At 42.0% G+C, this 12,622-nt stretch carries 15 protein-coding genes and 1 pseudogene; 10 read left to right on the top strand and 6 right to left on the bottom strand.

All coding sequences use genetic code 11. The annotated features are described in order from the left end of the window. Positions 1–165: 165 nt before the first annotated feature. The 6 genes from B4O97_RS18620 to B4O97_RS18650 all read right to left on the bottom strand — a co-directional run bounded on the left by B4O97_RS18620 (position 166) and on the right by B4O97_RS18650 (position 6,195). Complete coding sequence (locus B4O97_RS18620; RefSeq protein WP_083053031.1) at positions 166–726, bottom strand: XRE family transcriptional regulator; 561 nt, start codon at positions 724–726, stop codon at positions 166–168. Positions 727–836: 110 nt separating this feature from the next. Next, positions 837–2,006, bottom strand: a complete 1,170-nt coding sequence (locus B4O97_RS18625; RefSeq protein ID WP_083053032.1) for an iron-containing alcohol dehydrogenase — start codon at positions 2,004–2,006, stop codon at positions 837–839. Between the two features lie 123 nt (positions 2,007–2,129). Continuing rightward, on the bottom strand, positions 2,130–3,407 hold the full coding sequence (locus B4O97_RS18630; protein WP_233143143.1) for a TRAP transporter large permease: 1,278 nt from the start codon (positions 3,405–3,407) through the stop codon (positions 2,130–2,132). Positions 3,408–3,447: 40 nt separating this feature from the next. Then, positions 3,448–3,930 (bottom strand): TRAP transporter small permease, encoded by a 483-nt coding sequence (locus B4O97_RS18635; RefSeq protein WP_083053033.1) that lies wholly within the window; start codon positions 3,928–3,930, stop codon positions 3,448–3,450. An 18-nt stretch (positions 3,931–3,948) separates the two neighbouring features. After that, positions 3,949–4,947, bottom strand: a complete 999-nt coding sequence (locus B4O97_RS18640) for a C4-dicarboxylate TRAP transporter substrate-binding protein (RefSeq protein WP_083053034.1) — start codon at positions 4,945–4,947, stop codon at positions 3,949–3,951. A 1,059-nt stretch (positions 4,948–6,006) separates the two neighbouring features. After that, positions 6,007–6,195 carry a hypothetical protein gene (locus tag B4O97_RS18650; protein ID WP_083053036.1) on the bottom strand — a complete coding sequence of 63 codons (189 nt, stop codon included), beginning with the start codon at positions 6,193–6,195 and terminating at the stop codon, positions 6,007–6,009. Positions 6,196–6,276: 81 nt separating this feature from the next. Here B4O97_RS18650 and B4O97_RS18655 point away from each other — a divergent pair, with 81 nt between their 5' ends. The 10 genes and pseudogenes from B4O97_RS18655 (at position 6,277) to B4O97_RS18695 (ending at position 12,444) form a co-directional block, all read left to right on the top strand. Beyond that, positions 6,277–6,582, top strand: a complete 306-nt coding sequence (locus B4O97_RS18655; RefSeq protein ID WP_269844582.1) for an ATP-binding protein — start codon at positions 6,277–6,279, stop codon at positions 6,580–6,582. Between the two features lie 64 nt (positions 6,583–6,646). Continuing rightward, positions 6,647–7,186, top strand: a pseudogene (locus B4O97_RS19855) (IS66 family transposase); the annotation flags it as partial. A 180-nt stretch (positions 7,187–7,366) separates the two neighbouring features. Then, complete coding sequence (locus B4O97_RS19860) at positions 7,367–7,582, top strand: helix-turn-helix domain-containing protein (protein ID WP_083053038.1); 216 nt, start codon at positions 7,367–7,369, stop codon at positions 7,580–7,582. Positions 7,583–7,607: 25 nt separating this feature from the next. Next, entirely contained in the window at positions 7,608–7,730 is a 123-nt protein-coding gene (locus tag B4O97_RS19865) for a hypothetical protein (RefSeq protein WP_408606689.1), read from the top strand. Then, positions 7,727–8,071 carry a hypothetical protein gene (locus tag B4O97_RS18670; protein WP_083053039.1) on the top strand — a complete coding sequence of 115 codons (345 nt, stop codon included), beginning with the start codon at positions 7,727–7,729 and terminating at the stop codon, positions 8,069–8,071. The genes B4O97_RS19865 and B4O97_RS18670 overlap by 4 nt, the downstream gene beginning before the upstream one ends. A 688-nt stretch (positions 8,072–8,759) precedes the next feature. Further along, positions 8,760–9,338: a DUF6431 domain-containing protein gene (locus tag B4O97_RS19870; RefSeq protein WP_408606688.1), complete on the top strand. Its 579-nt coding sequence runs from the start codon at positions 8,760–8,762 to the stop codon at positions 9,336–9,338. A gap of 29 nt (positions 9,339–9,367) precedes the next feature. Then, on the top strand, positions 9,368–10,645 hold the full coding sequence (locus tag B4O97_RS18680) for a DDE-type integrase/transposase/recombinase (RefSeq protein ID WP_083053040.1): 1,278 nt from the start codon (positions 9,368–9,370) through the stop codon (positions 10,643–10,645). Continuing rightward, on the top strand, positions 10,645–11,448 hold the full coding sequence (locus tag B4O97_RS18685) for an ExeA family protein (RefSeq protein ID WP_158084401.1): 804 nt from the start codon (positions 10,645–10,647) through the stop codon (positions 11,446–11,448). Before B4O97_RS18680 ends, B4O97_RS18685 begins: the two co-directional genes overlap by 1 nt. Before the next feature lie 538 nt (positions 11,449–11,986). Continuing rightward, the gene (locus tag B4O97_RS18690) at positions 11,987–12,223 is read left to right on the top strand and encodes a type II toxin-antitoxin system Y4mF family antitoxin (RefSeq protein WP_083053045.1); all 237 of its coding nucleotides are present in this window, start codon (positions 11,987–11,989) and stop codon (positions 12,221–12,223) included. Continuing rightward, on the top strand, positions 12,220–12,444 hold the full coding sequence (locus tag B4O97_RS18695) for a HipA N-terminal domain-containing protein (RefSeq protein ID WP_083053042.1): 225 nt from the start codon (positions 12,220–12,222) through the stop codon (positions 12,442–12,444). Before B4O97_RS18690 ends, B4O97_RS18695 begins: the two co-directional genes overlap by 4 nt. The last annotated feature ends 178 nt before the right edge of the window (positions 12,445–12,622 follow it).

Here is a 12,622-nt window from a genome sequence, read left to right on the forward strand (position 1 = left end):
CCGAGCTCTATCATGAACGGGACGACACCCGTCTCCTTCATGAGCCAGGTATCCCGGAGGAGGCTTTTCTTTTCGCTTATTGTGTAATTAGTTTTCATATCATAATCCCTTTATTTTAATGATAATCATACCGTTGTAAGATTATCATTGATTAAAAAATATCATTTACGCAAAAAAACCAAGATACTTGGCATCTTCAGATATAGGAAAACATTCGTGTGAATCACTGCTATCGAAATAGATGGAATCACCAGGATTTAAAATGTATTTCTTATCCTTTATCCTAACACACAAAATCCCTTCAATAAGGTAAATAAACTCTTGTCCATCATGTGAATCATTATGGGTCCGAACATTTTTCTTATTTGCATTATAAAGAAAGGCCTGAATTTTATTTTCTTTGTGCTCAGTAGCATAAGGGAAGATATCAAATCCTTTTTCCGTTCGTATAAAGCTTTTTTCTGCTTTATCCTTATTTGTCAAAACAACGTTAGTCGGGCTTTCTTCCTCTAAAATACTTTGAATATTTGTATTTAATGCCTTTGCTATTTTGAACAAAGTACCGGCTGAAGGGAAAATCTTGTCGTTCTCTATTTTTGATATAAGACTCACAGAGAATCCGCTATTTTTAGCAACATCTTTAAGAGTATATTTAAGCTGCTTCCGTAGTTTTCTTATTCTTTTTCCAATACGAAGCTCTTTTTCCTCTACGGTTGTCGTTAACATGCTATCTCACCCACAAAAATCTTTCTGTTAATTATTATGAATAGATGGAGCACAGGACACTTCTTTAATAATTTGTATCTCACAGATACCTCCATATCTAGATTAATAACTTATTCCGCAAGTTTCAGTATGTTAATAATGTCATCTTTTCCAAGTGAAACAACATTCCCTACAGAACCATTACGGCCATACAAGGTCTTTACAGCTATCTCATTAAAGTTATCTTCGCCTATACCTATGTGTTTTAATTTTGTTGGTAATCCAAGAAATGTGAAAAAACTCTCAAGACGGTTTATACCTTCCATAATTGTTTCTTTTGGATTTTCAAAATTTTGATCAATATTCCAAACCCTGACAGCAAATTGAAGAAATTTCTCTGATAGTTTCTCTTGAACATATTTTGCCCATGCTGGAAAAATAATTGCAAGTCCAGCACCATGTGCCACATCATTTATACTAGACAACTCATGTTCAATAAAATGAGATCCAAAGTCCCCAATACGTCCAGTACTTAGCAAATTATTATGCGCTATTGTGGATGCCCACATAATCTCAGCTCTAGCATTATAATCTTTTGGATTTTTACTGACTATATAGGCGTTGTTTATTACAGTCTTCATCGTGGCTTCACATAGTCTGTCTGTAAAATCGACATTTTTTATATTTGTAAAATATCGCTCCATTACATGTGACAGAATGTCTGCAATTCCACATGCAGTTTGATATTTTGATAAAGTGAATGTTAATTCCGGATTCATGAAAGTGAATGACGGTCGATTCATTTCCATATTTAGAGGACGTTTCAACATGCCTTCTTCATTTGTTATAACTGAACTATGTGAGGCCTCACTACCAGCAGCAGGAATAGTTAATACTGATCCTACTCCAAGTTTTTTTTCTGGAGTTGCTTCGCCAGAATAGAAATTCCAAACATCTCCACTGTATGGTACTCCGACGGCTATTGCTTTAGCAGAATCAATAACACTTCCTCCACCAACTGCGAGTACAAAATTCAGATCATTCTCTCGGCATATTTTTATGCCCTCTCGAACAAGACTAAGTCTTGGATTAGGCTGAACCCCACCCAACTCAATAAATCTTATTTTCTCAGATTTAAGAGAATGTACAATTCTATCATATAATCCATTCTTTTTTATACTTCCTCCGCCATAATGTAAAAGGCATGACGAAGAATGCTTCTTGACTTCTTTTCCAACATGTTCCTCGACATCTTTACCAAAAATTATTTTTGTTGGATTTAAAAACTCAAAATTATTCATCCTAAAGCCTCATTTAAGTAACAATCATTTTTGTCTTGCATAATCTAAATAGAAAATTATTTTTCTATTTTAGCCTCAATTGTATTTTACAGAAAAAATCTCGTAAATATTTCTTTTTAATTCTTAAAAAACCAGATTCGGAAGAAACATCACGATATCCGGGACAAACGCCATAACCAAAATCAAAGCGAAGACAGACACAAAGAACGGGACAGACTCCTTTGCATAGTCCTCGATTTTCACATTCATTATGGAACATGTTGCGTACATCGCCATACCTACTGGTGGTGTCATGTTTCCAAAGGTCAAAGTACTCATCATTATTAAACCATAATGTACAGGATCTATCCCGGCTTTTACAATTATAGGTGTTAAGATAGGACCAAATATCAACACTGTGGCGTTTGGATCAAGAAACATTCCAGTCACTGCAAAAAATAGAATAGACAATAGCATAAGCATATTTGGACCGATAGAAAGTTCACTTAATACTTTGTATAGTTCATTACCTATATTATCGTAAGAAACAATATAACCGATGATTGCTGACATTGCTATAATTAACATTACCATCGCATTATCTTTTACAGTTGCAATAATTGTTTCCATCATATTTTTATAGTTTAGTTCTTTGTATATATATTTACCAACTATATACGCGTAAATTACGGCAAATGCTCCTGCCTCGGATGGTGTGAATAATCCGAAACGTATACCAATAATTAAAATTAAAGGAAATATTAATGCCCAGATACATTCTCTAAAACTTCCTAATATTTCCCTTATTGAAGCAATGGATTCTCGTTCTGGAACATAATCCCTTTTCTTGGCAATAATACCAGCTACTGACATAAAAAGAATGGTCATCAAAAACCCAGGGACTATGCCTCCTATAAATAACTTTCCTATCGAAACATTGCATACAAAACCAAAGACTATAAGGCCAAGGCTCGGAGGTATCGTTGCTGTAATCAAACCAGGCATAGCTATTACTGCAGCAGCATAACCAGAGGAATAATTTCTTTCAAGCATCGTAGGACCAAGCATTCTAGCTTCCATTGCTGCATCTGCGACAGCCGAACCGGATATACCTCCCATTAAAAAGCTAAGAACACAACTTACATGTGCTAATCCACCTGCGAGATGACCAGTTATTAAAGTAGCGAATCGCATAAGACGTTGTGTAATACCTGAGGAGTTCATCAAATTACCAGCAAGTATAAAGAAAGGCACAGCGAGCAACGGAAAAGACTGAGAGGTTCCGGCGATCTTCTGGACAATAATGCTGATTGGCAACTGTTGATCGATTAAAAAGTATACCGTCCCTGATATACCGATTACAAAAGCAACAGGCATTCCAAATACCATAAGTATTATAAAAGTACCCACTACATAAATCAATTTATATCTCCTAAAACAATATTATTCATGAAATTAGTTATTAACGTCTTACAGTCATAGACTTCAACTCTAAAAAGCTTTTATAAATTTCGACAGCCGAAGTAACTAACATTGACGTTGCTCCGATAGGCACACTTATGGTGCATACAGAGTAACTAATTCTAAATGATTGAAAAGTTCGTCCAATATTCTCGTAACTTAGCTGAAAGCCATAAAAAATTAATATGCACAAGAAAAAGGAAATTATAATATTGTTAATTATCCGTACAATAATCTGTTTATCCTCTGGAAATTTTTCAACAATTAAATCAATACCAATGTGGCCTTTATACCTGTAAACAATATCTGCTCCCAGGAAAATTAACCACGCAAAAAGCAGTTGAGCTATTTCGACAGACCAAATAATTGGTCTGTCAAAAAAACGCGTAATTGATGAAATAAATACCAAGATTACAATCGCAACAAGAAAATACCCGGCTATTTTTTCTTCAATCCTTATAGCTGTTCTATATAATCGCTTCATAATTCTTTGATCAGGCAATTAGTTGCTTTCTATTTCCTTTCTTATTTCGTCATATAGTTCTTTGTATCCCAATTTGTCATAGACTTTTCTGGTTGCTTCTCGGAAAAGATCTACATCAGGTTCTATTATTGTCATACCATTTTCCTGCAAAACCTGTTCGTAATACTTTCGTTTTTCAACCATATCTCGTACCTGCATATCTCCAACTCTAGCAGCTTCCTCTCTTAACAATATCTGTAAGTCTTCAGGTAATTTATAGAACCATTTACTACCGACCGCGATACCATTAAGCAGATGAAAATGCCCGGTTTTACTGACATATTTGGCTACTTCATAGAGTCGTGAGCCATCTATTGCTGAAAACTGAGCTTCCAAACCATCGACAACTTTCTGCTGAATTGCCTGATATGCTTCTGACCATGGCATTGCTGTTCCTACACCACCCATCGCATTTATTGATTCTATATAGATTGGGGCTCCCATCGTACGAATTCGGAGTCCATTTAAATCATCTGGCGTTCGTACAGGTTGGTTTGTGACAAAATGTCTCTGTCCTGAAAACCAGTTAGTTGACAACTCAACAATACCATGCTTTTCATCTAATTCTTTTACCCATCTCTTGTAAGCAGAAGTTTCCATAATTTTATTAACCTGGAAAATATCATCTAACAAGAAAGGACCTGCCATTATTCCCATTTCAGGTACGATTGTAGAAAATCGACCCGGATCACTTAGAAATCCGATATCGGCACCAACCTTAGCCTGCTCCTGGGTATCTTCGGTGGAACCCAATTGGCTGGAATGAAAAACAGATACTTTCAGTCTCCCATTTGACTTTTTTTCCAATTCATCCGCAAGAATTTGCATATGAACAGTAACCGGGTCATCAGCAGTTACGGCAGTTGTTAGTCGTAATGTATATACTTCTTCTTTGGCTCCAGTTCCATCTTGCGCACCTCCACCAAATGCCAATGTAGCCATCAAAGAACACAACATAAGGACTACGATCTTTTTCATGATACTTCCCCTTTGCAAAATAATATTTTCAAAAAAGTAAAATTATATATATAATTTTACTTAGAAGAAACATTTTAACCAGTATTTATAGGTCATTTATTGTGTACAATCCTTTCTTTTAACGAAAAAATATCGTTAAATATATATAAAGTAAGTATTTGCAATGTATATGACATAATTACTCTATCAATGTCTTTGATACTTTCATTTTTATGATAGTTCAACTTTTACTATCTGTCAAACTGAAATTTTAAAAAATATGCACATATCATATAATTCAGCCTCTATGATGAAATAACTAAACTGGTTTTATCTAAATTACATAAGTACGGTAGAAAAGGGACTAAAGAGAGATTTCATATATTATTCATTATTATACGTGATGAAACTTAGAGAAAGAAGCTGCCATTTTTAAATTAAAGCTTTACGCAATATATAAATATTTTACTATTCTGACATGATAAATAGAAACCCAGCAATTGATAATTGCTATAAGTGTATTTGCAGGTCCAAAGCGGACACTTTTTCCGATCTTCCGGAATTGCCTTATAAGGAAATCTTCGATCAAAAACGAGCTACTGCCTATAATGATGGTAACAACACTACTGGAGTACTTCATGCCAAGAGCGAGGATAAAATTGAAACTGTTACGAAAATTACTTTCTCTCACGTAGGGGAATAACCTAAGTCTCAGGGAAACCAAACAGCTTTCAGGAATCCCAAGAACGACCATCAATGATTTTCTTGTACGGTTCCGGCGGTGCGGAATCTCTTATGATGTGAGCCTGAATCTCAACGTTATGAAGCGGATTTAACTCCTGTGGAAAAAACAGGAGGAAAGTGAACAGTACACCACATTGGTATCAATCTTTACTAAGTACGGCCGCCGCTTCTAAAGCGCGGTCAGTACACTACTCATTCAGCACATATGCCGCCGAAACACCAGTTTGTCCATTCCTTGTCCGCTGAACGGTTTCAAACCTGGGCCCGCTCGATAGGAAAAGAAACCTGCCTAGTGGTTTCTCATCTGTTAAACTGTAAGCCCCATAAAAATCAGGCCTACGAATCCTGCCTCAGGGCTCTCTCCCTGGCTAAAAAGCATAGAAACGAAGATTTGAACCTGGACTGCCGCAGGGCTTCAATTACGACCGGATCAGCTTCAAAGAAGTAAAACTGTATCTGAAGGACCTGATAGACAGCAAGAACGATTCTACGGGGAATGAGCAGATTCTCCCCTTTGCCACCCATAAAAACCTCAGGGTCAAAGCCGTTTACAAATAACAGGAGCAATCAGTGAACAACCACGTTACAATCAATAAATTAAGCCAGATGCGCCTTCATGGCATGGTTACGACCTATAGGACGCTCATGGAGACCGGAAAAAATATGAACTTGACCACTGACGAGGTAGTCAGCTATCCGGTGAACGCGGAATGGTATAAGAAACACAACCAACGACTGGACCGTTTACTCCGTGCCGCGCGATTCCGTTACCATACCGGCCTTGGAGAAATCGACTACTCCCTGGATGGGACTGTTGATAAAAACCAGATTCTACGGCTCTCAGACTGCTCCTGTATCGATAAGGGACAGGACATTCTTATAAGCGGTCCCACGGAGTTCCCGGTATATTAAAGTACTACTAACCGGGTTCAGCGAGTATCTTCTTCAGACCGATGGATAGGAAGCCTATGAGACATTTCTCACCAGTAACGATGGTATTATTGATGTTGGTTGTATGGCGCATGCCCTCCTGAAGTTCCGCGAAGCTTCCAAGGCAACCAAGAAATCAGCAAGTGCGCAGGAAGCCATGAACAGGATCAGACAGCGCTACGTGCGAGAAAGAGGCTTTACGCAGTAAGGATTCGCTGTCTGAGCAGTTCGCAGTTTGTCGTAGAGCGAAAGAGCAAGGCAGAACCGGTCATAGGCAGTTCAAAGAGTGGCTTGAGAAGCGCAGTCTGCAGGTGCCACTGTCTCTGCTTCGGGGAATTCGATTCAGTATACTCTGAATGAATGGCCTGAACTTGTTCAATACCTCGATTCACCGTATCTATCCCCGGACAATAACAGTGCAGAACTGGCTATCAGGACTTTTGTCGTCGGCAGGAAGAACTGGCTCTTCTCGGAAAAATCCAAAGGGGTTGAGAGTTCCTGCGCTATGCATTCACTACTTGAGACAGCACAACAAAACAACGCTAATCCCAATGTTTATGTGCGAGCAATCTTTGAAATGGCCTAATCTGCACGGACTGAGGAAGATTGGAAGACGCTCCTCCTCTGGAACATCAATCGTTGAATTTTTCCATAGCTTGCAGTTTATTTGAAGCTTACCAATAATCACAATAAATCCTCACAAAAATTAACATATCTGTTACCGACTCCTCAGTAAGCGAATAGTAAGTATGTAACGGAGGACAAGATGGCGTTAAACAAATTTCTAAATACAACACTTCTTACATACAACCAGGCGGCAGCACTTCTAAACATCTCACCAGGTACCCTTCGACGGTGGGTCATGCAAAAAAAGATTCCGTACATCAAGTTATTAAATCGCTCTGTTCGCTTTGAAGCAAAGGAGCTTGAGAGGTGGGTCAAACAACAGACAAGAACTCAGGAGGTTCAAAATGATAACTGATCTTATACCGTATTTTAAGTGGATCATGGAAACACTTGATAAACTTAAGTTTGGAGAAATTACCCTCTCCATAATTGTTCATGAGGGTAAGATTAGACGATTTAAACAGTCGGTAGAAGAAAGCCATCTCCCGGAGAACAAATCATGAATAATCAACTTAAACGAACCACGTTCTCTATGAACCGGGTGTCGGAATATTTCTCTGAGAAAAAACTTAATATGCAGATCGGTCATAACCGATCTGCATGGAAGTTAGCTATTCTCAAAGAACTAATAGATAATGCCTTGGATGAGTGCAAGAAGCAAAGGATCCAACCACGAATTAATATTCTTATCAAGGAATCTTACTTCGAGGGCAGTGATAATGGGACTGGTATTCCTGTATCGACTATAACTAAGTCTTTGGATTATAGTATCAGCGTATCCGATAAGCAATTCTATATCTCTCCTAGCAGAGGCCAGTTAGGTAATGCCATGAAAACAATCTGAGCTGCGCCATTAGTCGATTCCGACAAAGCTATTTTCGTAATTGAGGTACAGGGAATTTTTCACCGTTTTGAGGTGTCCTTTGATAAATTAAAACAAGAGCCTATCATTCAACATTGTAAAGAAACAATGTTTATTGTTAAACCAGGAACAAGATTTAGGATCTATTGGAGGGATTCAGCTTGCCTACTCAATAAACATACTAATTCACTTTCTTACAATATAACGCTTATGATCTCGTCTTTGCCAATTCTTTAATGAAGTAATCCAGCAGATATTTGGGACTTAGCGGTGTGGAACATTGCAAAAGGAGTTCTGGACGTAGATTCTGACATAGGGTGAGGAGCTGTCTGATAGGAACTGTCTGATATTTCCAAAACAGAGATCAACAGAAAAACACAAAAAGTTGACATATTTTTATGTTATATATACAATTAATCACAAGCGGACACGCTCGGTAACATATTGAAATCGGGCTCATAACCCGGAGGTCGCAGGTTCGAGTCCTGCCCCTGCTATAAAAAGCACCGAAGTCCTTTAGGGCTTTGGTGCTTTTTTATTGTAGAAAGCAGAACGAGTGTAGACTCGCACATTAAATTAAACAAACCTGTGTAGAAAATCTCAAGAACAGTTACACAATCTCGCAAATGATTTAGGGAGGGATTCCATGTGTCCGACATAAAAAAGAGCAATGGTTAAGAAGTTGACGCTTCCCATTGCTCTTAAAACTCTCCCCGAGGGGAAAAAATCGTTACTTATTTGTCGGATAGAATTAGAAAAAGTTCAAGAGCTTGGGAAGAAATTTCGATGGAAAAATCCCGGAAGGTGTCTTGTCTGTGGGAGTACCCGCCTGTGGGGCCATGGATTTGTCCTGAGGTATTTCTTTGGATTTGCTTCAGGAGTGTGGATAAAACGATGGCGGTGCCCGGAATGCGGGTCCGTTCATACCGTGCGACCTGAAAGCTTTCTTCCCGGGATGCAGTATCCGAAATCTACCCAGCGATCAAGTCTGGAATCGAAACTTGCCGGGAAATCTTTTCTTAAGACAGTCTCCCGCCAGATTCAGCAGCACTGGTGGCGAACATTCCGTCATCTCTGTCGGGAATCGGGAAACTGGACTGACCTTCGGAAGTTCCTGACCGAGCACCTTCTCCCGGATCAGTTGCCGGTGACAAAGCGACGAATCTACCGTGCAAGCTGGCCGACAGCAGTATCTCCCTACCTGCCTTTTGCGCTGACAGTCAGACCGCCCCCATTTAGTTTTGAGTGAACGAAATTACTTCACTCAAAGGAGAAAAAATGGACCGGGAAAAGCAGGAGAAAATCGCCGTATTTCGTTTTGGCGTCATCTTTCCGCTTGTGGAGAAGGACCTTCACGAATACTGGGGAGAAAAGGAGCGCATTCTTAAGGAACTGGTCAGCAAAGAATGGGAGATCCCGTACTCAAAGCGGACCTACATCAGCAAGGCCACTCTGTTGAACTGGGTAAAGCGCTATGAAGACGGCGGGCGTAAGATCGAAGCATTGTTCCCCGAAAGCCGCGGCGATCGGGGTAGGATGAGGAGCATCTCCGATGAGCAGATTGATGCGCTTATGAGACTTCGAAGTGAGAACCCAAAACTTTCTACGCCTCGGCTTGTAGAAAAGGCTCAAGGAGCACGAGTGTTTCCGCCGGGCACCGAGGTCTCCATGGCCAGTATCTACCGGCTTTTGAAGATCCGCAAAGCAAAGCGACAGAAGAGTGAGCAGGATATGCGGAAGTTCGAGGTGCAGATGTCCAACGATCTGTGGCAGTCGGACTGCATGCATGGCCCGCAGATCGTTATCAATGGGAAAAAGCGCAAGACCTATCTGTTTGCCATCATCGACGACCACAGCCGACTGATTACTCATGGTCAGTTTTACCCGGCTGAGAACCTGGAGAATTACCTGGACTGCCTGTGGACAGCAATGCGCAAACGAGGACTGCCAAGAAAGCTGTATGTGGACAATGGAGCCTCCTTCAGGGCCCACCGGCTACAGCTGGGCTGTGCAGCTCTTGAAGTTGGCTTAAAGTACGCCAGGCCGTATCGTCCCCAGGGGAAGGGAAAGATTGAGCGTTTTTTCCGTACCGTCAGGATGCAGTTCCTGCCAGAGCTGAATGAGAACCTGGACCTTGAGAAGATCAACGAATTGTTTGCCCGGTATATAGAACACCAGTACCACCAGAGGATACACGGAACGACCGGTCAGAAACCGATAGACCGATACCTGGCAGATGTGAAGGCGCTCAGGAAAGCACCGGATGACCTTCCTGAGTATTTCCGGAAGCAGGAGATCCGAAAAGTGAACAAAGACCGCACCGTGCAGTTGTCCGGACGACTCTATGAGGCTCCGGCCGGGCTTGTGGGGATGAAAGTCGTCCTGCGGTACGAGAATACCGACCGAATTGAAGTGTTCGTTGATGAGAAGTCACGGGGATTCCTGAAAGACCTCAATCAGGAAGTAAACAGTCGCATTAAACGCGATCGCCCAGATCCAAGCGGCCCGACTATAACCGGCGGACAGCTGTTTGAACGAACGGCGGGAGGACGATGATGGATTCCATACGACATCACTTTGGATTGAAGAAGGATCCTTTCCCGCAGAATATGGCCGTGAAGGATCTGTATCCGCTGCCTGCACTTACTCCCCTGGAACAGCGGGTGTTCTTTGCTGTGGGCCAAAAGGCGATAGCAGTAATCACCGGTGATGTAGGCTCCGGGAAATCTACCTCTCTGCGCTATGTGGCCAGCAAGTTCCACCAGAGCGAATATGAGCTGATTTCCATCGTCGGCGGCAACTACTCGCCGATGGAGTTGTACCGGCAGATTCTCTTAAACTTTGGCGTGAGCTATATGTCATATCAGGTGTCGGTGATGATCGCAAGAATCCGGGAGATCATTCTGGAAATCGCATCCAGAAAAGTCACACCGGTGCTTATCATTGATGAGGCTCACTTGCTCAAGCGTGCCGTGTTTACCCAGCTGCATACCCTGGCTCAGTTCGAATTTGATTCCCGTCCGGTCATGCCCATGATTCTCTGCGGTCAGGATCTTCTGCTTGAACACCTTATGGCGAATGCGGTACGCCCTCTTGCATCCCGGATCCTGGGACGCACCCACCTGGAAGCGATCAAGATGGAAGTTATGGAAGAATACCTGAATCACCATATCCGCCTTTCAGGGAGCACCAGCAAGATATTCAGTCAGGAAGCGATCTTTGCCATCCACCAGGGATCCGGTGGCTTATTGCGTAGAGCCAACTCTTTGGCGAAGACCGCGCTCATGGCCAGTGCGCTGGAAGGGGGCCATACTATCTCGGCGGAACATGTCCGTCTCGCTGCAACAGAGATTCTGTAAGTCTGTTCACCCTGCGGCAAAGCCGCAGGGTGAACGTTCATTCAATGTGCATGAGAAATTGTCTAACTGTTCGTGCGAGGGTTTATTTAGTTTAATTTGAGATTCGACAACGAGAGCCGCAGGTGAATAGTCCTGCCCACAGCACATCCCGGACGGGATGTGCAAGCCCAAGCTTGCGGCAGGGTTTTCCGAAGGAAAATCCCGAGAGCACGCGCAGGGACTGCTAACCAAACCGGATCGCGAAAGCGGTTCGGTTTTTTTATTTTCTTTCTGGACGAGAACCTTGGCCGAGCACATTGCAGTGCAATGTGCGGGGTCCGAAAGTTCCACAGGAACTGGAGGATAAGAGTCCTGCCCACAGCACATCCCGACAGGGATTTAGAGGCCGGGGTACTGCCTTCGATAAAGTGGGCTGGAGGGCAAAGAAACTTTCACGCACATGAATATTTCAACAAAAACTGAAGCAGACCAGTACAATATTCATGAACATGAAAAAATATGGACAAATGACATAAGATGCATTATAATATTCACGAACATGAAATTAGCCATTCATTCAGCAGAACAGATCGGAGAACTCATCCGCTGCGAACGGAAGCGGCAGAAGATCCTGCAGCAGGATCTTGCCGATTTAAGCGGTGTCAGTCTGCACTTTTTATCCAACCTGGAAAACGGTAAAGCCACTGTTGAATTCCAGAAGGTCCTGCTGGTACTGCGCAGTCTCGGCATCGAAATGGAACTGCGTACCCGCTACACGGATAAAGAGGTGTCATGAGTCTGCAGGTTTTTTATAATACCAGACTGGCAGGGACGCTTCATCAATACGAAAACAGCCGGATCAGTTTTGAGTATTCCCGGGACTGGGCCGACACAGCTGATTCGTTTCCGATCTCCCGGAGTATTCCCCTTTCTGGTAACTATGAACGAGGGACAACAGACCACCGCTTCTTTGCCAACCTTTTGCCCGAAGCCGCCGCGCGGGAAACGATATGTTGAGGTCTGGGAATTTCTCTGGATAATGATTACGAATTACTGTCAGCAATCTGCGGGGAATGCGCCGGCGCCCTGCAGATTATACCCGAAGGTGCTGAAAAAACCACCACCCACGAATATGTTCCTCCTAAAGTGAGCGATTCCGAATAGAAATGAACTCCGCCAGCGGTTTTACCCTAGC

Origin of the sequence: Marispirochaeta aestuarii, assembly GCF_002087085.1 — a bacterium.
Classification (GTDB): Bacteria; Spirochaetota; Spirochaetia; order JC444; family Marispirochaetaceae; genus Marispirochaeta; species Marispirochaeta aestuarii.